At 39.3% G+C, this 24782-nt stretch carries 14 protein-coding genes; 10 read left to right on the top strand and 4 right to left on the bottom strand.

Translation table 11 applies throughout. The annotated features are described in order from the left end of the window. Nucleotides 1–113 precede the first annotated feature (113 nt). A complete protein-coding gene (locus tag FK004_RS03370) occupies nucleotides 114–722 on the bottom strand; it encodes a superoxide dismutase (RefSeq protein WP_108735981.1) in 609 nt (202 codons plus the stop codon). 252 nt (nucleotides 723–974) lie between these two features. On the opposite strand from FK004_RS03370, the gene FK004_RS03365 reads away from it, so the two are divergent. The 4 genes from FK004_RS03365 (at nucleotide 975) to FK004_RS03350 (ending at nucleotide 9711) form a co-directional block, all read left to right on the top strand. Next, entirely contained in the window at nucleotides 975–4127 is a 3153-nt protein-coding gene (locus tag FK004_RS03365) for a UvrD-helicase domain-containing protein (protein WP_108735980.1), read from the top strand. 41 nt (nucleotides 4128–4168) lie between these two features. After that, nucleotides 4169–5362: a glycine C-acetyltransferase gene (kbl, locus tag FK004_RS03360; protein WP_108735979.1), complete on the top strand. Its 1194-nt coding sequence runs from the start codon at nucleotides 4169–4171 to the stop codon at nucleotides 5360–5362. Nucleotides 5363–5479: 117 nt separating this feature from the next. Beyond that, complete coding sequence (locus FK004_RS03355; protein ID WP_108735978.1) at nucleotides 5480–6883, top strand: OmpA family protein; 1404 nt, start codon at nucleotides 5480–5482, stop codon at nucleotides 6881–6883. A gap of 65 nt (nucleotides 6884–6948) precedes the next feature. Beyond that, nucleotides 6949–9711 (top strand): PD-(D/E)XK nuclease family protein, encoded by a 2763-nt coding sequence (locus tag FK004_RS03350; RefSeq protein ID WP_108735977.1) that lies wholly within the window; start codon nucleotides 6949–6951, stop codon nucleotides 9709–9711. Between the two features lie 10 nt (nucleotides 9712–9721). Here the strand turns inward: FK004_RS03350 and FK004_RS03345 are convergent, their stop codons facing one another. Further along, nucleotides 9722–10504 (bottom strand): alpha/beta fold hydrolase, encoded by a 783-nt coding sequence (locus FK004_RS03345; protein WP_108735976.1) that lies wholly within the window; start codon nucleotides 10502–10504, stop codon nucleotides 9722–9724. Nucleotides 10505–10674: 170 nt separating this feature from the next. Beyond that, nucleotides 10675–11967, bottom strand: coding sequence for an aminopeptidase P family protein (locus FK004_RS03340; RefSeq protein ID WP_108735975.1), 1293 nt, complete (start codon nucleotides 11965–11967; stop codon nucleotides 10675–10677). A gap of 194 nt (nucleotides 11968–12161) precedes the next feature. On the opposite strand from FK004_RS03340, the gene FK004_RS03335 reads away from it, so the two are divergent. From FK004_RS03335 to FK004_RS03320, 4 genes are all read left to right on the top strand, one after another. Continuing rightward, nucleotides 12162–13019, top strand: coding sequence for a ChaN family lipoprotein (locus tag FK004_RS03335; RefSeq protein WP_108735974.1), 858 nt, complete (start codon nucleotides 12162–12164; stop codon nucleotides 13017–13019). A 236-nt stretch (nucleotides 13020–13255) separates the two neighbouring features. Next, the gene (locus FK004_RS03330; protein WP_108735973.1) at nucleotides 13256–14095 is read left to right on the top strand and encodes a succinate dehydrogenase cytochrome b subunit; all 840 of its coding nucleotides are present in this window, start codon (nucleotides 13256–13258) and stop codon (nucleotides 14093–14095) included. Between the two features lie 15 nt (nucleotides 14096–14110). After that, entirely contained in the window at nucleotides 14111–16111 is a 2001-nt protein-coding gene (locus FK004_RS03325) for a fumarate reductase/succinate dehydrogenase flavoprotein subunit (RefSeq protein ID WP_108735972.1), read from the top strand. A gap of 67 nt (nucleotides 16112–16178) precedes the next feature. Continuing rightward, the gene (locus tag FK004_RS03320; protein WP_108735971.1) at nucleotides 16179–16925 is read left to right on the top strand and encodes a succinate dehydrogenase/fumarate reductase iron-sulfur subunit; all 747 of its coding nucleotides are present in this window, start codon (nucleotides 16179–16181) and stop codon (nucleotides 16923–16925) included. A gap of 72 nt (nucleotides 16926–16997) precedes the next feature. Here the strand turns inward: FK004_RS03320 and FK004_RS03315 are convergent, their stop codons facing one another. Continuing rightward, entirely contained in the window at nucleotides 16998–19772 is a 2775-nt protein-coding gene (locus tag FK004_RS03315; protein WP_108735970.1) for a helix-turn-helix and ligand-binding sensor domain-containing protein, read from the bottom strand. 482 nt (nucleotides 19773–20254) lie between these two features. On the opposite strand from FK004_RS03315, the gene FK004_RS03310 reads away from it, so the two are divergent. Both FK004_RS03310 and FK004_RS03305 read left to right on the top strand, forming a co-directional pair. After that, a complete protein-coding gene (locus FK004_RS03310; RefSeq protein WP_108735969.1) occupies nucleotides 20255–23197 on the top strand; it encodes a SusC/RagA family TonB-linked outer membrane protein in 2943 nt (980 codons plus the stop codon). A gap of 11 nt (nucleotides 23198–23208) precedes the next feature. Beyond that, a complete protein-coding gene (locus tag FK004_RS03305) occupies nucleotides 23209–24711 on the top strand; it encodes a RagB/SusD family nutrient uptake outer membrane protein (RefSeq protein ID WP_108735968.1) in 1503 nt (500 codons plus the stop codon). Nucleotides 24712–24782 lie beyond the last annotated feature (71 nt).

Raw genomic sequence — 24782 nt, 5'->3', positions numbered from 1 at the left:
TAGGTTAAGTTTTTGGAGATTTGGGGCAAAAAGGTGGAAGTAATTCCGCCTTTTTTTTATGCCATAAAACAAAAAAAGCGCCCTAAGGACGCTTTCTTATTTTTGGTGCTATTTTATTTTTCCAAAGCATATCTTCTTGCTACTTCTTCCCAGTTAATTACACTGAAAAAAGCCTCGATATAATCCGGTCGTCTGTTTTGATAATTCAGGTAATAAGCATGTTCCCATACATCCATTCCTAAGATTGGTGTGCCACCACATCCTACATCCGGCATTAATGGATTGTCCTGGTTTGGTGTACCGCAAACTTCAAGTTTACCACCTTTGTGAACACAAAGCCAAGCCCATCCTGAACCGAATTGTGTTGCTCCGGCTTTTGAAAATTTAGCTTTAAACTCTTCAAAAGATTCGAAATCACGCTCGATAGCATCAGCAAGATCTCCTTTTGGAAGTCCACCACCATTCGGAGACATTACTTTCCAAAATAAGTTATGGTTATAATACCCACCACCATTATTACGAACGGCAGCGTTTTTTTTATCAAGGTTAATTAATATATTTTCAATCGTCAGGCCATCTAACTCAGTACCTGCAATCGCAGCATTTAAGTTGGTTGTGTAGGCGTTATGATGCTTAGTATGATGAATTTCCATCGTTCTGGCATCAATGTGTGGTTCCAATGCATCGTAAGCATAAGGTAGTTTTGGTAATTCAAAAGCCATGATATATATTTTATTGGGATTAATAAATATTTTATTCAAATTTAAACATTTAACTTTGGAATAGAAAATACTATTTTGTTATAATTGTATTATCGAAATTAATAATGTCGTAATTTTTGAGGCATATTCTTATTTTACTGACAAATGATGCTTTTGGTAAAGCTTGTATTACAGTAAAATAATAGATTATTTCCGCCTGCCCATAGTGGTGGCACTTTAGGAAAATAGTAACTCCTGTTTAAAAGTATACTCATGCATACACCCTCTTTTTCGTTATATGATGCTTCTGCCGGATCCGGTAAAACGTTTACGCTGGTCAAAGAATACCTAAAAATACTGCTTACCTCTTCTAAAAATGATGCTTACAGGAATATTTTGGCCATTACCTTTACCAATAAGGCGGTTGCAGAAATGAAAAGCAGGATTGTAAGCAGTTTATCTGATTTTACCAAAGAGGAGCCTTCGGACAAAACACTGGAGCTAATGCGGGTGCTGGAGGTAGAAACCGGCATGCAGCCTCAGCAGATACAGGCAAAATCAAAGCAGATTATTAAAAATATCATTCACAATTATGCTTCGTTTGATATTTCAACCATTGATAAATTCACCCATAAAGTAATCCGGGCTTTTGCACATGACCTGGGATTGCCGATCACTTTTGATGTTTCGCTGGAAACGGATAATCTGCTGATGGAAGCGGTAGATGCCATTATTGCCCAGGCTGGTGAAGAGGAGACGCTTACAAAGCTGTTGATCGATTTTACAATGGAGAAAACAGATGACGATAAGAGTTGGGACATTACCCGTGAAATACTGGATACCGGACGATTGTTGCTCAATGAGAATAACCGTAACGAGATTGTGCATTTGCAGGATAAGACAATTGCGGAGTTTGTGGCGATCCGGACTAAAATCCGGGAAGCGTGTAAAGTGCTGGAATCGGATTGTGTGGGTTGTGCTCAGGAAGCTCTGGCGTTGATTGAAGCCAATACTATAGACGTCAAATCATTTTCTGCAGGGCATTTTCCCAATCATCTCAATTATATCCTGAATAATGAACTCAAAAGCACCCATAAAAAATACCATGCGATTGAGGATATTAAAATCAATAAAACGGCAAAAGACCGTGTGGTTATTGAAGGTATTTTGCCTGAAATGATAGCGATACTCGATAAGGTGTATAAGAATTACGAGAAAAAAAATTACTATAGTGCTTTCCTTAAAAACATTACCCCTTTATCCCTTTTGAATACGGTGAGCCAGGAACTCGCCAAAATACAGAAGGAACAAAATATTTTGTCCATTTCGGAATTCAATGCGATCATCCATAGAGAGATTCAAAATCAGCCGGCGCCTTTTATTTATGAACGATTGGGCGAAAAATACCGACATTTCTTTATTGATGAATTTCAGGATACTTCAGAAATGCAGTGGCAGAACCTTATTCCGCTGATTGATAATGCACTTTCCGGAGAAGACCTCAGTGGGGAGAAAGGGACGCTAATGATTGTTGGCGATCCCAAACAATCCATTTACCGCTGGAGAGGTGGTAAGGCAGAGCAGTTTATCGATTTAAGTAAAGATCATAATCCGTTTAATAATCCGGATAAGAAAATAGCGCATCTGGATAAGAATTACCGGAGTTATTCCGAGGTTATCGATTTTAATAATGCCTTTTTTAAGATGCTTTCCCAAGAGTTTGAGCATCCGGATTATAAAGACTTATATGAAAATCATAGCCATCAGAATTCGAATTCCAAAATAGGCGGTTATGTAAACATTTCATTTATCCCTGCAGTAGAGGCCGCTATTGATGAGGAAGAAACTCCTGATAAAACAGCGCTTTTCGTTCTGGCAACTTTACATACGATCCAAAAAGTTATCGCAAAAGGGTTCGATTATAAGGATATTGTAATTCTGACCCGCAAAAGAGACCAGGGTATTGCAATTGCTAATTACCTCACGGCACAGGAAATTCCGCTATTGTCTTCGGAAACGCTGATGATTGGTAATGCCACAGAGGTTATTTTTATCCTTAATGTATTGTACTATTTAAAAAACAATAATAACCTGGAAGCCAAAGCGCAATTACTTTATTTCATTGCGCAAAATGGGCAGGATGCGATGGAGATCCATGATTTCATTGCGACGGGAATGGAAAAAAAAGAAGAAGCTGCATTCGAGGAGTGGCTGGCGGCTTTTGATATTTCGCTTTCCTTTCAGAATTTACGGCGTAAATCGCTTTATGAGGCGGTAGAGATTATCGTTTCGAAATTCCTGAATCTAAAAGGGAATAATGCATACGTGCAATTCTTTTTGGATTTAGTGTTGGAACGGGATATTAAGAACCAGGCGGGGATTACCGATTTTTTAACCTATTGGGAGAAGAACGGCCATAAATTCAGTATTCCGTCCCCGGATAAAAAAAATGCAGTGCGGATTATGACGATTCATAAGTCCAAAGGATTGGAATTTCCGGTGGTTATTTTTCCTTTTGCAGAAGAGGATTATTCCCGAAAGCCCAAAGATAAATTATGGCTGGACAATGAGGAAGAAGTTTTAGAATTGCCTAAGATATTAATTGATAACAGTAGTGCTGTTGAAGGTTTTGGTGCAGAAGCGGCTACGGTTTATCATCAGAAAAAACAGGAAGACCTGCTGGATAATATCAATGTTTTATATGTGGCGTTAACCCGCGCGGAAGAGCAATTGTATATTATCTCCAATAAAAACATCAGTAATAAAGGAGAAGTAGTAGCGAATAACATGTCTTCTTTTTTTATCCATTATCTGGAGCAGGCCGGGAAATATGAAGAAAACAGCAATGAATATGAATTTGGAAATCCGGAAAAGCTATCGCCGGCACGGGAAAGGATCCAGGAAGCTAAAAAAGTACCGTTTGTAGCCCATGTTCTTGATCCTAAAGCAATAAAGATAGCGCAAAAAGAAGCCCTGATGTGGGGAACACACCAGCAAAAGGCAATTGAATATGGCAATGTAATCCACGAAATACTGGCGTACATCAGTACATTTTCGGATGTGGAGTTGGCCATAGCAAAATCTCTTGAAAATGGCCTGATCACCAATCCTCAGAAATCCACTGTGCATGAGACATTACATGCCATACTGCAGCATCCTGAGCTAAAAGATTATTTTTTGGAGGAAAACAAAGTATGGAATGAACAATCCATAATCCAAAAAGAGTTCAATGTCATTAAGCCGGACCGTATCATCTTGCGGCCAACGAATGAAGTGTATTTGCTGGATTATAAAACGGGAGTTCATAATGCAAAATATAAAACGCAATTGGATGGTTATCAGTATGCTCTTGAAAAAATGGGGTATAAAGTGACTAAAAAAACGTTGGTATATATAGGAGAAGAAGTAAAAGTAGTAAATTTGTAAAAAATCCAGGGTTGTGAGTAAAGCCCAAAATCTTATAAATAATGTACGGAAAAATAAAGGAACACCTTCAGTCAGAATTGGAATCCATTGAAAGCAATGGTATTTTTAAAAAAGAAAGAATTATAACGTCACCTCAGGGAGCGGAAATTAAAATTGCTACTGGAGAGACTGTTTTGAATTTCTGTGCTAATAATTATTTAGGATTATCCTCCCATCCGGAAGTCGTACAGGCTGCAAAAGATGCGTTGGATTCCCACGGATTTGGAATGTCTTCGGTTCGTTTCATTTGTGGTACACAGGATATTCATAAAACATTAGAGCAAAAAATAGCGAATTTCTACGGTACGGAAGATACGATTTTATATGCCGCTGCTTTTGATGCCAATGGGGGTGTGTTTGAGCCTTTGCTTGGAGAAGAAGATGCGATTATTTCAGATAGCCTGAATCATGCATCTATTATCGATGGAGTGCGTTTGTGTAAAGCAGCGCGATACCGTTATGAAAACAGCAATATGGAAGACCTGGAGCAACAGCTGATTAAAGCCAATGAAGCCGGTCACCGTTTTAAGATTATAGTAACGGATGGTGTGTTTTCGATGGATGGTGTAGTGGCACCATTGGATAAGATTTGCGACCTTGCAGATAAATATGATGCCTTGGTAATGGTCGATGAATGCCATGCTGCCGGTTTTATTGGAGCAACGGGTAAAGGTACCCTGGAAGCCAAAGGAGTAATGGGAAGAGTTGATATCATTACCGGAACGTTGGGGAAAGCCCTTGGTGGTGCGATGGGAGGCTATACGACAGCGAAGAAAGAAATTATAGAACTGTTGCGTCAGCGTTCCAGGCCTTATCTTTTTTCGAACTCACTTGCGCCAGCGATCGTAGGAGCTTCGATCAAAGTTTTTGAATTACTGGAAAAAGACACCAGTTTACGGGATCAGTTGGAGTGGAATACCAATTACTTTAAAAAAGGTATGAAAGAAGCCGGATTTGATATAATTGACGGTGATTCAGCGATAGTGCCGGTAATGCTTTATGACGCAAAACTGTCTCAAATTATGGCCGATGAACTGTTAAAAAAGGGGATTTACGTAATCGGATTTTTCTTTCCTGTGGTTCCTAAAAATAAAGCAAGAATTAGAGTACAATTGTCTGCGGCACACTCTAAAGCCCATCTGGATAAGGCTATAGCTGCATTTACAGCAGTGGGGCAATCCCTAAAAGTGATCTAAAAGCTATATTTTAAGATATATTTATTATAAATTTTTAACATTAAGCTTTGCAGATAGATTTTAACACATTACATTTGCAACGATAAACTATTTTAATTAAATAAAATAAAAATTATTATGAAACATCTTAACAAACTTTTTGCTGCTATGTTCTTAGTAGCTGGGCTTAGTTCCCAGGCTCAGGACAGCGACAACCCGTGGGCAGTATCTTTTGGTGCCAACGCTGTTGACACCCGAGTTCAGAACGCACCGACATCTTTTAGCGGAGCATTTTCTAATTATTTTAATGCTAAAGACCACTGGAACATCCTTCCTTCCGTTTCTTATCTAAATGTGTCTAGATACGTAGGTAGTGGTTTTACTGTAGGTGTTACTGGATCTGTCAACAAAATTGATAAATTGGTATCTTACGCTGCTAACCCTGGTGTAACCGGTTCTATCTATGACATTACAAATCCTGGTGATTTGACTTATTATGCTGCTGATGCTGTAATCCGTTACAGTTTCATGGAAGCTATCGGATCTAAAGTAATTGACCCTTCTATTCACGTAGGTGGAGGTTATACTTGGATGGGTGATGTTTATAATGGAGGTACTGCAAATGGAGGACTTGGATTAACTTTCTGGTTCACTGAGAATGTAGGTCTTTCATTACAATCTACTTACAAACATTCATTTGAAAGAACTGACGTTCCTTCTCACATGCAACATTTCGCTGGTCTTACTTTCAAATTCGGAGGTAAAGATACAGACGGTGACGGTATCTACGATAAAGATGATGCTTGTCCAGATGTTCCAGGTTTAAAAGAATTCCAAGGTTGTCCTGATACTGACGGTGACGGAATTCCAGACAAAGATGATGCTTGTCCAGAAGTTGCTGGTTTAAAAGAATTCCAAGGATGTCCTGATACAGACGGTGACGGTGTTCCAGACAAAGATGATGCTTGTCCAGAAGTTGCAGGTCTAAAAGAATTACAAGGTTGTCCAGATTCTGACGGAGATGGTATCGCTGATAAAGACGATAAATGTCCTAACGAAAAAGGTCCAAGAGAAAACAACGGTTGTCCATGGGTTGATACTGATGGAGACGGTGTACTTGACAAAGATGACAAATGTCCTACAGTGAAAGGAACTGTTGCTAACAACGGTTGTCCTGAAGTAACTGAAGTAGTTATGAAAAAATTGAACGAATTCTCTAAAACAATCTTATTCGATTCTGGAAGAGCTTCAATCAAAAAAGAATCTTTCGAAACATTGAATTCTATTGCAGAAATCATGAAAGAATTCCCTAACTCTAACTTCAGAATTGAAGGTCATACAGATAGCGACGGAAGCGATGCTTTAAACTTGAAATTATCTAAAGAAAGAGCGGCTTCAGTTAGAGAATACTTAGTAACAAGAGGATTAGAAACTTCAAGATTAACTTCTGAAGGTTATGGAGAATCTAAACCAATTGCTTCTAACAAAACTAAAGCTGGTAAAGCTAAAAACAGAAGAGTAGAAGTTGTTTTAGTAAAATAATTTTCTTCTGAATATTTTTAAAGGAACGCCCCGATTTATCGGGGCGTTTTTTTTATTTTTATCCCATGACAGATTCAACCTTTCTCGATAAAATTGCTACTGTAATCCTAAACGATAACCTGGATAATCTCTCCGATTTAATTGTAGTGCTACCCAATAAAAGAGCCAAGGTATTCCTTATCGAAGCACTCAGGAATAAAGTGGAGCATACTGTATTTGCTCCTGAGATTATTAGTGTGGAGGATTTTGTACAGGATATTGCCGGAATACGCGCAGTGGATAGTATTGAGTTACTATTTGAATTTTATGAAGTATATCTTGGGATAACCGATAAAGCGCAACAGCAGACATTTGAGCTTTTTGCCAACTGGGCGAAAACATTACTACAGGATTTCAATGAGATCGATCGCTATCTTTTGGATCCCCTGCATGTGCTATCGTATCTTAAGGATATTGAGGATATCAAAAAATGGGGTATCGAAGTAGACCAAAAAACAAAATTACTTGAAAACTATATTGATTTTTGGAAACTATTGCCGGTTTACTATAAAGCCTTGTACGAGCACCTCCTGAAAAAAGGAATAGGCTATCAGGGACTTATTTACAGACAGGCAGTTGAAAATTTAGATCATTTTTCAGGAGCAGTAACCGGAAAGAATTTTCTCTTTGCCGGATTTAATGCATTGAATGCTTCTGAAGAAAAAATTGTCCAGCATTTAATGGCTGCAGGCCTGGCAAAAATTTACTGGGATGTTGATGGTGTTTTCCTGGATGACCCCTATCATGACGCGGGCTTATTTGTCCGTAGGTTTAAGCAGCAATGGAAACATTATAAGTCACATCCCTTTGATTGGATTGTAGATGATTTTAAAGGGTCTAAAAACATACAGGTAATTGGAACTCCTAAAACTATCGGGCAGGCTAAAATAGCCGGTAGTATCATTGAAAAAGCAGTTCAGGAAAACACGGTGTCATTAAATAAAACCGCTATTGTGTTGGGGGAGGAAAATTTACTCGTTCCTTTATTATATGCTTTGCCGGACTCGGTAGGTGCGCTCAATATTACCATGGGATATTCGGGCAAAAACAATCCTGCACAAATCCTGATTGCGAAACTTTTTAAAATGCATACCAATGCATTATCGCGCAGTGGGGATAACTATGTTTTTTATTACAAAGATGTACTGGACATCCTGACCCATCCTTTGGTGGAGCCTTATTCAGGTACTTCAGGGCTGGTTCGGATCATCAATGAACAAAATTATACTTTTATTACGCACAAGAAAGTCATGGAGCTCAATGAGCATCCGGGAGATCTTTTTTTGCTGCTTTTTAATAAATGGCAATCGGGATCGCTACAGGTGCTTGATGTGATTTCTCAATTATTATTGATAATCAAGTCCAATCTCAGCAATGACAGTGAAGAAGAAAAAATTACCAAAGCCTTTGTTTTTTCGATTTATAAAGTCATTAATAAACTAATCAATTATTATTCGCAGCATCAGCATATTGATAAAATTGAAACCTTGTATGCGATATACAAACAGATCATTGACCTGGCAGAAGTGTCATTCGAAGGAGAGCCACTGAATGGTTTGCAGATCATGGGGGTGCTGGAAAGCCGCGTCCTGGATTTTGAGACCGTTATTGTTACTTCCATGAATGAAGGGAAATTTCCGGCCGGTAAGTCACAGAATTCGTTTATTCCGTATGATGTGAAAAAAGAATTGGGATTGCCTACTTTTAAAGAAAAGGATGCTATTTATACCTATCATTTTTATCATTTGTTACAAAGGGCAAAAAATATTTACCTGTTGTACAATACGGAAAGTGATGGTTTGGATGGGGGAGAGAAGAGTCGTTTTATCACGCAGCTTGAAGTAGAAAACCAGCCAAAACACAATTTGACGCATGATATTTATAATACGGAGGTGCCGACTGTTGCGTATCAGCCTGTAATTGTTCCTAAGTCAGAACAGGTTATGGTTCGGTTGCGGGAGATTGCGGCAAAAGGGTTCTCGCCTTCCGCACTTACAAGCTACATTCGTAATCCGATACAGTTTTACATGCAAAAAATTCTACGGATCAGTGAAGTAGAGGAAGTGGAAGAAAATATTGCGCTAAATACACTGGGTACGATTATCCATGAAACATTAAAAGCGCTTTATGATCCTTATATCTGTACATTTTTGACTGCGGAAATCATCAAAGACTGTATCAAAAATATCGATGCAGAGGTGCTTCGGCAGTTTAAAGAGGTTTATAAAGAAGGGGAGATCAAAAAGGGTAGGAATCTATTGGCTTTTGAAGTAGCTAAAAGGAATATTTTTAATTTCTTAAAATTGGAATTGCAGGAAATTGAGCAGGGTGATGCAGTAAAGCTATTGGCGCTGGAGCATACCTATGAACGGCTATTAGAACATCCGGGATTGCCTTTTCCGGTATTGATCAAAGGGAACGTCGATCGTATAGAGCTTCGGAACGGAAAGATCAGGATTGTGGATTATAAAACCGGAAAGGTGGAAGCACGGGATGTTGTACTAAAGCAGTGGCATAAATTGACAGCAGAAAGCAAAACGGATAAGATCATTCAGGTACTGGCGTATGCTTTTATGTATGCTCCTTATTTGGAAGGAAAGGAAATGGAAGTGGGGATTATCTCTTTTAAAAACCTAAGGTCGGGTTTTATGCCTTTTACCTTTAAGGAAGATAAAGTTGGTGTAACGGTTGTCACGGCTGAAATCAGTGAAAATTATATCGAACAGTTGGTATTGTTGCTAAATGAAATACTAAATCCTGCTATTCCTTTTGAGGAAAAGGTGGTGTAGGGAATTTTAATTAGGTTGTTTTTATAAAAGCAATCAAATGCTCTAATAAAGCATCCCGATTTTCGATAGGACTCATGTGTCCGTCGGGAAAAGAAAGGAGTTTTACGCTGGTATTCTCGAGTTGTTCGATGCTTTCTTCATAATTTAATACCGGATCTTTTTTGCCTAAAACCAATAAAATAGGAAATGGGGCGAAATGAAGAATTACTTCCCGGTCTTTTCGGGTTTTCATGCCTTCCAGAGTAGCTACGATCCCTTGTAAAGGGGTTTTTAAAGCTTCCTGCTTTACGATTTCAATTTCGGAAGCCAATCGTTTCCGGTTGTCTTCGCTGAACAAATTGGCAATTGCCAGCCGCACAAAATTACTATAGTTCTGCTTTACCGCTTTAATAGCCCGATCCCGATTGATTTTTCGTTCATCACTGTCGGCTCTGGAGGTAGAGTTGATCAATATGATCCCTTTTACAGTATCCGGATAGAGATCGGCAAAAGCCAATGCAACATAACCTCCCATAGAATGGCCGGCTAATATTGCTTTACGAATGCGCAATTCCGATAAAATGCTATGCACTACATCGGCATTATCTTCCATGGAATGGATGTATCCCAGGCTTTCTGTTTGACCATGTCCCAATAGATCAATGGTAATTACCCGGTTTTTTTTGGAAAGTTCCGAAACGTAATAATCCCACATGCCACGATTTTCGAGAAACCCATGTAATAAAACAATAGCTGTCCCTTTTCCTTGATCGGTATAGTGAATGGTCGTGTTTTTAAAAAGTAGGGTTTTCAATGGGTCTCTGGGATTATGTTACTGCAAAAAATAATTCTTATCCCGCTATAATCGGGGTATTCGTAAAAGCTTTTATCGATAAAATATCAACAAGTGGAAGCAGGCGGTAATGAAAAAACCGGCTTGCCTAATTGGCACGCCGGTTCTATGGGAGTAAGAGTAAATTCTATTTAGCTATTCATCAGGTGCTCAATCTCCTCTGCTTCAATTGGAATGTTGCGCATCAGGTTGAACGGTTCTCCGCTTTCCTGAACCACAAGATTGTCTTCAAGGCGAATTCCAAAGCCTTCTGCCGGAATATAAATTCCAGGTTCTACCGTAAAGACCATATTGGCTTTCATCGGTTCGGACAATAACCCATAATCATGGGTGTCCAATCCCATGTGATGGGAAGTTCCGTGCATGAAATATTTTTTATAAGCAGGCCATTCCGGATTTTCATTTTGTACATCCGCTTTGTCCAATAGTCCAAGTCCTAATAATTCTGAAGTCATGATTTTGCCAACTTCAATATGGTATTGTTTCCAAAGTGTTCCTGGTGTCAGTAATTTGGTAGCTTCGTTCTTTACCCGCAATACAGCATCGTAAACGGCTCTTTGTCTTTCGGTATACCTTCCGGATACTGGAATAGTTCGGGACATATCGCTGGAATAGTTGGCGTATTCTGCGGCAACATCAAACAGGATCAGGTCACCGGCTTTACATTGTTGGTTGTTTTCGATATAATGCAACACATTAGCATTGTTGCCGGAAGCTATAATTGGCGTGTATGCAAAACCTTTAGACCGGTTGCGAACAAACTCATGTAGCAATTCCGCTTCAATTTCATATTCGGTAACGTTGGGCTTAGTGAAAGAAAGTACCCTGCGGAATCCTTTTTCGGTAATGTCACAGGCTTTCTGAATCAGGTCAATTTCTTCTAATTCTTTAACCGAACGCAGGCGTTGTAATATTGGGTTGCTTTTTGCGACCTGGTGTGCCGGATATTTCTCTTTCCACCATTTTACAAAACGGGCTTCACGCGTTTCAGTTTCTACTGTAGCGCGGTAATGTTCGTTGGTATTGATGTAAATCGTGTCGGCATAGGTCATGATTTCAAAAAGGGTTTTTTCGAAATCTTTCAGCCAGATTACATTTTTGATTCCTGAAACTTCAAACGCACGTTCTTTGGTTAGTTTTTCACCTTCCCAGATTGCAATGTGCTCATTGGTTTCTCTTAAGAATAAAATCTCTTTCAGGTTCTCATAGGGTGCGTCCGGAAATAAAAGCAGGATGCTTTCTTCCTGATCTGCTCCACTCAGGTAGAAAATATCACGATGCTGGGCGAAAGGAAGTGTGCTGTCGGCACTTACCGGATAAATATCGTTGGAATTAAAAATGGCTACACTGTTAGGTTTCATCTGCGCCGTGAATTTTGCACGGTTCTTAATGAAAAGCTGACGATCAATCTGATGGTATTTCATTGGAATGTGTATTGGCTATAGGATAATAGCGATTTTATTTAAAATAGAAAATCAAAATTAGGATTTTCCGCGCAAAAACCTGTTAAACTGGCTATAAAAAGATGGTATTTTATTATTTAAATAAATATTATTTAGCATGATTATAAATAGTATATAAAAACTTATTTTTGCAGGGTAAAACGAAATTGATACACATGAAAATTCCATCTTTAATACTTTCCTTGTTTTTAGCCGCTACTCATCTTATAAGCGCACAGGACAAACCGGCCTATCAGTTGTTTGATAAAAACGGTAAAAAGACCACTTATGAAAAGATGTTGAAAGGTGCTTCAAAAGGTGAAGTAGTACTTTTTGGTGAATTTCATGACAATCCGATCAGTCATTGGTTAGAATTGGAATTAACGCGTGACCTTGCTGAAAATAATAAACTGGTTTTAGGGGCTGAAATGTTTGAGGCTGACAACCAATTGCCTTTGGACCGTTACCTGAAAGGAGAGATCGATCAAAAAGGACTGGATACGCTTGCCCGTTTGTGGAACAATTACAAAACAGATTATAAGCCATTGGCTGATTTTGCAAAATCAAAAAATATTCCTTTCATAGCGACCAATGTTCCCCGGAAATTCGCCAGTTTGGTGTATAAAAAAGGTTTTACTGCGCTTGATACTTTGTTTGCAACCGAAAAAAGCTGGATTGCACCCTTGCCTTTTCCATACGATCCGAAACTTCCGGGTTATGTAAAAATGTTGGAAATGAGTGGTGGTCATGGTGGTGAAAATTTGCCGAAAGCCCAGGCTGTAAAAGATGCGACTATGGCACATTTTATTCTTAAAAACCTGCAGCCAAATACTATTTTTGTACATTATAATGGTAGCTTCCACAGCGACTACTTTGATGGGATAAACTGGTACCTGCTGAAAGACAAACCGGCTTTGAAAATCGTAACAATTGCTTCGGTTTCTCAAAAAAACCTCACAAAATTGGAGGCCGAAAACCTTCATAAAGCCGATTATATAATTGTGGTGGATGAGGATATGACGAAAACGTTTTAATTTTTCAAAAATTAATCGATTTTCACACCGCTTCTTCGGTAGTTTTTCTATTTTAAAATTATGCTTTTCTGCTTAATTTAAGATTTTTAGTATCGTATATGTTGCTATTTTGTTTAAATTCTGAAAATTACATCCACTTTATATTCATTATAAATAAGGGTGTCTGACTTGTGAGGAATCCTATTTAGCAGTATTTTTGTTTGATTTTTTAGTAAAAACATTATCAAACAAATTTTATGGCAAAATCTGCACTTTTGAAGTCATCGTTAGCGAAGAAATACTGGATGGCTCTTACAGGTTTATTTTTATGCTTGTTTTTAGTTGGGCATTTAATCGGTAACTTACAATTAATTTATGCCGATGCACTTCAGTTCAATGAATATGCAATATTTATGACCACTAATCCGGCGATAAAAGTTTTATCCTATGTTACCTACATCTCCATTATTTTTCATGCTGTAGACGGAATACTCCTGACTATTCAGAACCAGAAAGCGAGGCCGATTGGTTATGCTAAAAACAATGCAGCGGCAAACAGCACCTGGGCTTCCAGAAATATGGCTGTTTTAGGGACTTTAATTTTAGTTTTCATTATTACCCACATGGTAAATTTCTGGGCTGTAATGCATTTTGACCAAAAAATGCCACTTCAAACAGTAACGGTTGAAAATGTAGGGGATTTTTATATCTCTACTGATGGGAAATATTTTCCGGTAAACCAGGTTGGAAATGGGCTAACCATTAAAAACAGAACTGAATTCTACGATACCCAGGCGAACTTAAAAGTAGCAACGGGGATTAAAGATTTACACAAAATTACTTTTGCCTTCTTTAAAGATAAGAGCTTCGGGCTTATTGCAACCCTTTTATATGTATTGGCTATGGCAATCTTGTCTTTCCACTTACAACACGGTTTTGCAAGTGCATTCCAATCATTGGGTGCCAATCATCCAAAATATAATCCTTTGATTAAAGGACTTGGAAAAGGATTCGCAATCCTGGTTCCTTTCTTATTTGCAATCATCCCGGTTTATATTCATTTCTCAGATCAAATTCATTCACTTTTAGCTAAATAATATACTTATAAAATTATGAGCTTAGATTCAAAAATTCCAAAAGGCCCGATTTCGGACAAATGGACAGATTATAAAAATCATATTAATTTAGTTAACCCGGCTAACAAGCGTAATATTGATGTTATTATTGTAGGTACGGGACTTGCAGGAGGTTCTGCCGCTGCAACGTTAGCTGAATTAGGGTATAATGTAAAAGCATTTTGTTTTCAGGATTCTCCACGTCGTGCACACTCGATTGCCGCGCAAGGGGGAATCAATGCAGCAAAAAACTATCAGGGTGACGGTGACTCTACGTTCCGTTTATTCTATGATACTGTAAAAGGCGGTGACTACCGTGCCCGTGAGGCTAACGTGCACCGTCTTGCAGAAGTTTCCGCAAATATTATCGACCAGTGTGTGGCTCAGGGTGTTCCTTTGGCACGTGAATATGGTGGATTATTAGATAACCGTTCTTTTGGGGGAACCTTGGTTTCCAGGACTTTTTATGCTAAAGGACAAACAGGACAACAATTGTTATTAGGCGCTTATTCTGCAATGAACCGTCAAATTGGCCGTGGAAAAATAAAAATGTACAACCGTCACGAAATGCTCGAACTGGTTGTAGTCGATGGTAAGGCGAGAGGTATTATTGCCCGTAACCTGATTACCGGAGAAATTGAAAGACATTCTGCACATGCTGTAGTAATTGCATCGGGAGGTTATGGAAACGTATTTTTCCTGTCTACGAATGCAATGGGCAGTAATGCCACAGCAGCATGGAAAATACATAAAAAAGGAGCGTACTTCGCAAATCCTTGTTATACTCAAATTCATCCAACCTGTATTCCGGTTTCCGGAGATCATCAGTCTAAATTGACGTTGATGTCGGAATCCTTACGAAATGATGGACGAATCTGGGTGCCTAAAAACCTGGAGGATGCAAAGGCGATCCGTGAAGGAAGTAAAAAACCAACTGATTTATCAGAAGAACAAAGAGATTATTACCTGGAAAGAAGGTACCCGTCCTTTGGTAACTTGGTACCTCGTGACGTTGCGTCCCGTGCTGCTAAGGAGCGTTGTGATGCCGGATATGGTGTAAATAAAACAGGAGAAGCGGTATACCTTGACTTTGCTGCGGCAATCCAGCGTTATGGAAAAGAGCAGGCTTATATCAAAGGTGTCGAAGATGCTGATGAAGCCCTGATTATAAAACTAGGAACGGAAGTGGTAGCCAATAAATATGGTAACCTTTTCCAGATGTATGAGAAAATTGTTGATGAGAATCCTTATGTGACTCCGATGATGATCTATCCTGCTGTACACTATACAATGGGTGGTACATGGGTTGATTATAACCTCATGACTACAATCCCGGGTTGTTTCTCTATCGGGGAATCCAACTTCTCAGATCACGGTGCCAACAGGCTTGGCGCTTCTGCTTTGATGCAGGGTCTTGCTGATGGCTATTTCGTATTGCCATATACTATTGGTGATTATCTTGCTCCGGATATTAAAATGGGCCCAATTTCTACAGATCTTCCTGAATTTGTGGAAGCGGAAAAACATGTAAGAACACAATTAGAGAAATTTATCAATAATAACGGTAAGCATTCTGTAGATCATTTCCATAAGAAATTAGGAAAGATCATGTGGGATAAAGTAGGAATGGCGCGTAATGCACAGGGACTTACAGAAGCCATGCATGAGATTGCAGCGTTGCGTGAGGAATTTTACAGAGATGTAAAAGTACCGGGAACAATGGAAGGATTTAACCAGGAGCTTGAAAAAGCCATGCGTGTTGCCGACTTCCTGGAACTGGGTGAATTGTTTGCAAAAGATGCATTACACCGTAATGAATCTTGTGGTGGTCACTTCCGTGAAGAATACCAGTCTGCAGATGGAGAAGCTCAGCGTGATGATGAGAATTTCGCATATGTTGCGGCATGGGAATATACAGGAAAACCAAGTGAGGCAATTTTGCACAAGGAAGACCTGGTTTTTGAAAATATTAAACTGGTAACTCGTAGTTACAAATAAGATTTTAGAACTGCCAGCCGGAATCTTAATTTCGTAACGCAGGGCTTAATTCTCAATACTGAAAATTATGGAACTTACATTAAAAATATGGCGTCAGAAAAACGCTAAAGAAACGGGGAAAATTGTGGATTATGCAATCGACAATATTGAGCCTGATATGTCTTTTCTTGAAATGCTTGACGTTCTTAACGAACAGTTGATCAATCAGGGTGAAGATCCGGTTGCTTTTGACCATGACTGTCGTGAAGGAATTTGCGGTATGTGTTCTTTATTTATCAATGGAGAAGCACACGGTCCGGACAGGGGAGTAACTACCTGCCAATTGCACATGAGGATGTTTAAAGATGGTGATACGATCTTTATTGAGCCATTCCGTGCTAAAGCATTTCCGGTAATTAAGGATTTGGTAGTAGACAGAAGCTCTTTTGACAGAATTCAGCATGCTGGTGGTTTTATTTCGGTAAATACTTCCGGTAATACTCAGGATGCCAATGCTATTCCAATCCAGAAGCACGATGCCGATATGGCTTTTGATGCGGCGACCTGTATTGGTTGTGGAGCTTGTGTAGCAAGTTGCAAAAACTCTTCTGCAATGCTTTTTGTTTCTGCAAAAGTATCCCAGTTTGCGTTATTGCCACAGGGTAAAATTGAAGCTGTTGACCGTGTATTAAATATGGTACACCAAATGGATCATGAAGGATTTGGTAATTGTACGAATACCGGTGCATGTGAAGTAGAATGCCCTAAAGGGATTTCACTGGAAAACATCGCACGTATGAACAGAGAATACCTGAAAGCAAGTTTTGTAAAATAAGAACACGCTATATAGTAAAAAAGGCGGCCTATTGGCTGCCTTTTTTTATGGCTGTATTTTACGCTAACTGCGTTACATTGTACTGAGTTGCTCCAGGAAAGAAATGAAATTGTCTTCCTGCTGTACGTTTAGTTTTTTGCGTACACGGTAGCGCGCTGTTTCGACTCCGCGGGTAGAAATGTTCAATAGCGGGGAAATCTCTTTATTGGTGAGGTTCATTTTGACAAAGGCACACAGGCGTAGTTCTCTTTTGGTGAGTGTTGGATTAATTTCTTTGAGTTTTTCAAAGAAATTATGGTGTACCTTTTCAAAGTTTACATCAAATACCTCCATGTATTCTTCCCCAATTTTGTGCTGGTTCAGTTTCTGGAAGATTTCCATAATCTTTTTTCTGGAGTCTTCACTTTTAAGTAAATCCTTTAGTTCTTTCAGGTCATAGTGCATTTCAGAGAAAATATCTTTCTTCTTGACGAGTAACATAGTGTAATTCGCCAGTTCTTTGCTCTTGGTGAGGATATCTTCCTCTAAGTGTAGTTTGTCCTTGTGGATCTCTTCTTTGTCGCGCTGGAGCTTTAATTGTTCGAGTTCGAGTTCCAATAGTTTCTTGGATTTTTGTGCTTCCAGTCCGGATTTTAATTTTTCACGCTCAATTTTACGTTTTACGGTTTGGATTAAGAGCAGTATGAGGCCTATCGATAGTGCAGCATAGGCGATATAAGCTACATTCGTCTGGTACCACTTTGGGACTATCGTAAAAGCATAACGGGCTTCGCTGCCCATTACTCCCGATGCATTCCGGCTCCTGACTTTAAAGACATAACTGCCCGGTCGCAGGTGGGTGTATTCTTTATAGGATGTTTTTTGCCATGCGGACCAGTTTAGGTCGGTGTTTTCCAGCATATAGCTGTATTGTACCGTAGTGCCGCGTCCCATCTTGGGTGCCGCAAATTCAAAACGAAGGATATCCGTTTTGTTCGGAAGTTCTGGTTTTTCTTTGGCATCCAACGGAAGATAAATACTTTCCAGATCGCTGGTAAAAGAAGCTTTGGTAATAAGTGTGGTGGGCTGATGTATAGCGTTGTCCTTTTTCAGGTCATAGAGATACAGGCCGGTAGTAGTGCCGAAAATCACCTTGTTTTCACCTAATGGGATAATGCATTCCATTCCGCGGTTAAAACTCCCTTTCATATTGGCAAATAGCTCGCTATGCAACACAGGCTTTTGATCTTTTGTAAAAAAGTAACCGGCTTCATCGTCCTGTACATACCAGGTTTTGTCGCCATATTGTAAAAGTTTCCGGGTATTTTTAGATTTGTCTAAAATCGCATTTAGCTGTTGGTGTGGAACAAATTTTTTAAGGGTGTTGTCGTAGGTATAGATTCCGGTATTGGTGGTGAATACGATTTGATTGTTCCATAGGGTAACATTAACATTAAAAGGAGATAAGAGGCCATTTTTGTCTGTGAAATGTTCAATTGCATTCACACGGGTGTATTCCTCATTAATACGGACTTTATACACTCCTTTGTAGCCATGGCATACCCAATAGGTATTAGGCTCGGTGGCTTTCAGGATGTCACGTGCCGATTCGTTAAATCCGGATATTTTCTGGAGCATCGACCAGGTAGTTCCTTTTTTTTCGACCAGATATAATCCATTATAGTTGGAAGCTAAGAAAAAACCAGGTTTGCCCTGTATGGGTATGATTTTCCAGAAGCCATTTTGAGTACCGATTTTATAGGGTAATCCGTTCTCAATCCTGAAAAGGCCATCGTCGTGTCCGGCAATGACATCACCATCGCGTAAAGCGATAGACCAGGTTTGGCCATGCAGGTTTTTGACTTTTTTAAATTCAAAAGGCTGGTTGTTGCTTAGGATTTCCTGAGGATCGGTATGATAAATGCCTTGGTTGGTAGCGAGGAAAATCTGACCATTATGAATAAGGGCATCGTAGACGGAGGCCTTATTGAAAATTGGGGAATAGGGGGAATGGAAGTCAATAAAATCAAGCCTATTGTTTAGGAGTGCCCAGATATTATTGTCTTTGGTGCGGTACAGGGAATGTACCGAGAGATTTTGCATGTTGGAAAAAGCAGGTGCATTTTTGATCACAGTACCATTTTTCCCAACCAGGATAATCTTGGAACTTAAGGTGCCTACAAGATAATCTCCATTTTGGGTAGTGGTCGCAGAAGTAACCTGATCTTTGAGATTATCATTGAATAAGGTAACCCATGAGGTTATTTGGTGCGTGCGGACATTGCCAAAATAACAATTGCCAGACCTTGAGATTATAGTGACTACATCAGGATATTCTGAAGGTAGTATGGAAGCAATTTCTTCATTTCGATACTCTTCGGGTCGAAAGAGTAACGAAAGCTGCATTTTTTTAAGGTCGAGTTGCATGATCCCATAATTGGCATCCTCTACATAATAATTGCCACGAACAGCATTGGAATAAATAAAGCGGTTATTGGCAGGGATATGAGCAGCTGATTTTCCAGAGATTACAATTAATTCGCTGAAAGCCCTACAGATTACAGCGCCATCAAGAGGTTGTATCTGCCAGATGTTTTCCAGGTTTTTATCATCCATCTTAAGGTCTGCCATGAGCGAATTGTAGTAGTACTTTCCCTCGGCATCTTTTTTTAGGGTACCCAATTCATTGTACCCTCCGGCATACACCGTATTGTTATTGTCAATGTATAAGCTACGTACGGAAGAATTGTTGGGCAAATGGATTTCCTGCCAGTGTTCGCCATCAAAAATGAGTGCCCCATCATTATTGCCAAAAAAATAAGATGCCATCCCAATCTTCTGCCATGGTCCAAAACTGGGGATCGGCATTAAAGTCTGTTTTAGTATAATGGGTGATCTTCGCAATATCTTTGGTCTTGTTCAGGAAAGAATCGCTTTTGTTTTGAGCAGAAATAGTATGGCTGAAAAGAAATAGCACAAAAAGTAGCAGTCGTATAACGGGCATGTTAAAATTATATCAAAGTATTGTTAATAGTTTAAATGCTATCTGGGTCAAAAATAGGAAAAAGTAGCACTATAACCGGCTACAAATATAATTTTTTTATTTTGTTTAATATGTTGATTTATATAATAGTATAATTTTAAACGTATAAAAAAAGTAATCATTGTTTTTAATGATGTAATTCAAGTGTATGCAAATTTATGTGGATTATTTTATGATATTTTAATTTAGTCCTCTTAATAGTTGATGCGAAATCGTTTTCGGTCGGGCCAAAATTTCTTAATTCTTAGTTTGGCGGATTTTGGCACAATGGATCCGTTAGCTGTTAAAAAACTTTAACCTCAATTTTATGAAATTAAAAAATTATTTATCGTTACTCTTACTCTGTATTAGTACCGTAACGTTTGCACAGACGTTGAATATTAAAGGTACAGTGACTGATGCCACTACCAAAATGGCACTTCCGGGAGTGAGTGTCGTAATCAAGAACACTTCTTTTGGTACTGTTACCGATTTGGATGGTGCTTTTTCCATTAATGCGGCATCAGGAGAGATCCTGATTATTTCTTATCTTGGATACAATTCGAAGGAAGTTGGCGTAGGGTCAAATAGTACCCTGTCAATTACCCTTACTGAAAACACGCAATCACTGGATGAAGTAGTAGTGGTAGGATATGGAACGCAGAAGAAGAAAGATGTAACAGGAGCTGTTTCGATAGTGAATTCAGATAAATTTGAAAACCGCTCCAATACACAGGTGGGAAGCCTTATCCAAGGGCAAGCTGCTGGAGTACAGGTGGTGTCCAATTCCGGAAAACCATCAGAGGGTTTTAGTATTCGGATCAGGGGAACAAACTCGATAAATGCGAGTAGTGATCCTTTGTATGTAGTGGATGGAGTTCCTACAACCGATACCCGATCATTGAATCCTGCAGATATCGAAACAATCTCGATTTTGAAGGATGCTTCTTCTGCTGCCATTTATGGTGCACAGGGAGCGAACGGGGTAGTTCTGATTACGACTAAGAAAGGGAAATCTGAAAAACCAATCTTTTCTTACGATACCTATGTTTCTTTTACTTCCGTTTGGAAAAAACTGGATGTATTGAATGCCGATCAATATATTGATCTGATGCAGGAACAAGGAAGAGAGATTCCGGCATCCCTTTATGGAAATAATACGAACTGGCAGAATGAAATCTTTAAAACAGGATTTTCTACCAACCACCAGATTTCCGTTTCCGGAAAAAGCAATAAAACGTCCTATTACCTATCCGGTGGCTTTATGCAACAGGAAGGTGCGGTAAGAAGCTCTGAAATGAAACGCCATAACTTTAAGGTAAACCTGTCTCAGGAAGTATCAGATTGGTTGAAAATAGGGACTAACATAGCGTATACAAATTATTCCGATGTTGATGTAACGGATAACTCTAACGTAAATGCGGGTGGAGTAATCCTTGGGGTATTAACTACGCCACAAAATATTGGTGTTTTTAATCCGGATGGGAAAACCTATGCCAGTAACCCGTTTCAGGGATGGGAGAATCCTGTAGGAAGTACGGATGCTGCACAAAGAGAATATGTAAACCAACGTTTATTGGGTAATTTATATACTGAAATCAGTTTTATCAAAGACCTGAAATTCAGAACCAATATTGGTTTGGATTATAGCAATGCACATAACGATTATTTCTTAGATCCCTATTCCACCAGTTATGGTAGGGCAATGAAAGGGATTGGAAGGTACAAAACCTACCTGACGAATTTCTATATTTTTGATAACACACTGACGTATGCTAAAACAATTGGCAAACATAAAATTGAGGCATTGGCCGGTACAGTATTCCAGAAAACGAAATGGGAGAACAGCGAAATCGAACGTCGTAATTTTGCCAGTGACCAAATCACTACTCCAGGTGCAGGATCGGTAATCCAAACAGCTACTGCTGATAAAAGAGAAAAAACAAACTCTTCTTATATTGCCCGTTTGAATTATGATTTTGATGGTAAATATTTAGTAACTGCCAATTTCAGGGCAGATGGATCCAGTAACTTCGGACCGAAAGAAAAATGGGGTTACTTTCCTTCCTTTTCTGTGGGTTGGAGAATTTCACAGGAAAACTTTATGGAAAGTGTTGAGGCAATTTCAGACCTGAAATTAAGAGCAGGCTGGGGTATCGTTGGTAATGATAACGTAGGGGAATATGCGTATCTTGGTAGAGTAGGAAGTGGTGGTAATTACCCTATTAATGGGGTAATCCTTCCAGGAACGTATCCTTCTACCATACAAAATGATGGTTTGAAATGGGAACAATCTGAACAAATTAATGTTGGTTTGGATATGGCTTTCTTTAACAATCGACTGACTTTTAGTGCTGATGCCTATGTAAAAAATACGAGTGATGTACTATTGCAAACGAAATTACCAACTTCTACAGGATTTGATAACGCTTTGGTTAACGTAGGAAAACTGCGTAACAAAGGATTGGAGTTCCAGTTGCACTCCGTTAACGTTAAAAATGATTTTACCTGGGAAACGGATCTGAACATCTCGTTTAACCGAAATGAAGTAATTGACATTTTAGGAGAAGAAATTTCAGACGGAAGGGTTGCAGACCGTGATTATATTACCTCTATTAAGGCAGGAGAACCTTTAGGTTTATTATACGGTTACCAATGGGGAGGCGTAAATCCTACCAACGGTAATGCTTTGTACATCGACAGAAATGGGCAGGCAACAGAAAACCCAACCAGTGCAGACCGCAAAGTGATTGGAGATGCCAATCCTGATTTCACCTATGGAATTACCAATACCTTTACCTATAAATCTTTTGGATTAAATATTTTCCTACAAGGATCACAAGGGAATGATATTTTTAATGCAACACGTCTGGAAACAGAAGGTATGATTGATTCGAAAAATCAAAGTACTGCGGTATTGAACCGATGGAGACAGCCGGGTGATATTACCGATATCCCAAGAACAAATCAGGTAGGTGATGGAAGCACCAATAATTCAAGATTATCCACACGATTTTTGGAAGACGGGTCGTACCTGCGTATAAAAGCGGTTACATTCAGTTATAACTTCCCGAAAAGTGTTATGGAAAAAATGAAAATCAGCAGCCTGAGCCTTTATGCTACCGGAGAAAACTTGTTTACAATTACCAATTATTCCGGATATGATCCTGAGGTTAACAGTTATGGCGCCAGTAATACCGTAAGAGGTGTTGATTATGGAACCTATCCTCAAACCAGAAATATCATTTTTGGATTACGCGTATCACTATAAAAATTACCACTATGAAATACAGAACAAAATATATTGGCGTACTAATCGCCGCCGGACTTTTGACCATCTCTTGTGATGATCAACTGGATCTGAAACCAATTTCAGAAGAGACCGTTGACAATGCCTATGTAACCGGGAACCAAATTGAAGCCGCACTTGTAGGTGTATATGAATCATTCCAGTCTTCGGATTATTATGTATGGGATCAGGTATTGTACTCAGATGTACGTTCTGACAATCATTATGCCGGAGGAGATAATCCTGAAATTTTCCAGATCGATGCGATAAACATCCAATCCAATAACGGGAGGGTGAATAAAGCCTGGGCCAGTATCTATAATGCGATCATGAAAGCTAACCTGGTATTGGAGAAAACACCGGGTATTGAATTGGAAATTACAGAAGAGCGCCGGGCACAGATTATTGGAGAAGCCCACTTCCTGAGAGCATATCATTATTTTAACCTGGTAAAACTGTACGGTGGCGTACCTTTAGTATTAGAAACCATCAAATCTGCAGATCCTGCAGCAGTTCGTGTGCCAAGAAATTCTGTAGACGAAGTATATGCACAAATCATTGTCGATCTGGAAGCTGCCGCTGCCGATTTACCGGATGTTTATCTTGAGAATGGCCAACCAAGCCTTGGTATTTCCAAAGCAAGGGCTACGAGAGGTGCTGCTAATGCTATATTAGCAAAAGTATATGCACAAAAGCCGGTTCCGGATTATAACCGTGTGATCGAATATGCAAATCTTGTGATCAACAGTCCTGCAGGTTATACCTTACTACCGGATTACACGCAATTATTTGATGGAAGTCATTACAATAATACCGAATCGATAATCGAAATGCAATTTATCGGCGGAAACGAAGGTACTTGGGGACCACAAATGCAGTTGCCACCTTCTGTAAGTGGTGATAACTGGAGAAAATTTGTGACGCCTTCCCATAACCTGGTCAATGCCTATGACAGCGAAGGGGATGCAGTACGTAAAAACTGTAATATCCTTTTTGAAAATATTACTTTTTGGGCTGATGAATATTGGAACAATAGTATTGGAAGTTCAATCCCGTTTGCTTATAAATGGAAAAATGCAGGAGGCTGGAACAGTGCCGATCACGTGTATCTGATCCGTTTGGCTGATATTATATTGTTACGCGCGGAAGCCTATAATGCAACAGGACAAATTGGATTAGCCGCTACTGATGTGAACCAAATTCGTAACAGGGCTACTTTAGGGGATCTTCCGGCAGCTGCATCTGCATCTCAATCGGCTATGCGTACTGCCATCTTGAAAGAAAGAAGATTGGAACTGGCACAGGAAGCCCACCGTTGGGATGACCTGGTGCGGAATAATGTAGTTGTTGAAACCATGAACAATGCTAACGAAACCAATTTGGCAACCGGACAGCAGGTGAATTATAATATGCAGGAGTTTAAAATCCTACTACCAATTCCGTTAGAGGAAATCAATAGAAACCCTACATTAATTCAGAATCCGGGTTACAATTAATCCAACGTTTTAATCGAATATTAACGTAAGCAGTTATCGGGCCTCCGATACCTGCTTACATTATTTTACCT

Origin of the sequence: Flavobacterium kingsejongi, assembly GCF_003076475.1 — a bacterium.
Lineage (GTDB): Bacteria > Bacteroidota > Bacteroidia > Flavobacteriales > Flavobacteriaceae > Flavobacterium > Flavobacterium kingsejongi.
This window is presented reverse-complemented; position numbering and strand designations above follow the sequence as displayed.

Coding starts and splice junctions, on each gene's coding strand:
- FK004_RS03370 (WP_108735981.1), bottom strand. CDS start 722: ATGGCTTTTGAATTACCAAAACTACCTTATGCTTACGATGCATTGGAA.
- FK004_RS03365 (WP_108735980.1), top strand. CDS start 975: ATGCATACACCCTCTTTTTCGTTATATGATGCTTCTGCCGGATCCGGT.
- kbl (WP_108735979.1), top strand. CDS start 4,169: ATGTACGGAAAAATAAAGGAACACCTTCAGTCAGAATTGGAATCCATT.
- FK004_RS03355 (WP_108735978.1), top strand. CDS start 5,480: ATGAAACATCTTAACAAACTTTTTGCTGCTATGTTCTTAGTAGCTGGG.
- FK004_RS03350 (WP_108735977.1), top strand. CDS start 6,949: ATGACAGATTCAACCTTTCTCGATAAAATTGCTACTGTAATCCTAAAC.
- FK004_RS03340 (WP_108735975.1), bottom strand. CDS start 11,967: ATGAAATACCATCAGATTGATCGTCAGCTTTTCATTAAGAACCGTGCA.
- FK004_RS03335 (WP_108735974.1), top strand. CDS start 12,162: ATGAAAATTCCATCTTTAATACTTTCCTTGTTTTTAGCCGCTACTCAT.
- FK004_RS03330 (WP_108735973.1), top strand. CDS start 13,256: ATGGCAAAATCTGCACTTTTGAAGTCATCGTTAGCGAAGAAATACTGG.
- FK004_RS03325 (WP_108735972.1), top strand. CDS start 14,111: ATGAGCTTAGATTCAAAAATTCCAAAAGGCCCGATTTCGGACAAATGG.
- FK004_RS03320 (WP_108735971.1), top strand. CDS start 16,179: ATGGAACTTACATTAAAAATATGGCGTCAGAAAAACGCTAAAGAAACG.
- FK004_RS03315 (WP_108735970.1), bottom strand. CDS start 19,772: ATGCCGATCCCCAGTTTTGGACCATGGCAGAAGATTGGGATGGCATCT.
- FK004_RS03310 (WP_108735969.1), top strand. CDS start 20,255: ATGAAATTAAAAAATTATTTATCGTTACTCTTACTCTGTATTAGTACC.
- FK004_RS03305 (WP_108735968.1), top strand. CDS start 23,209: ATGAAATACAGAACAAAATATATTGGCGTACTAATCGCCGCCGGACTT.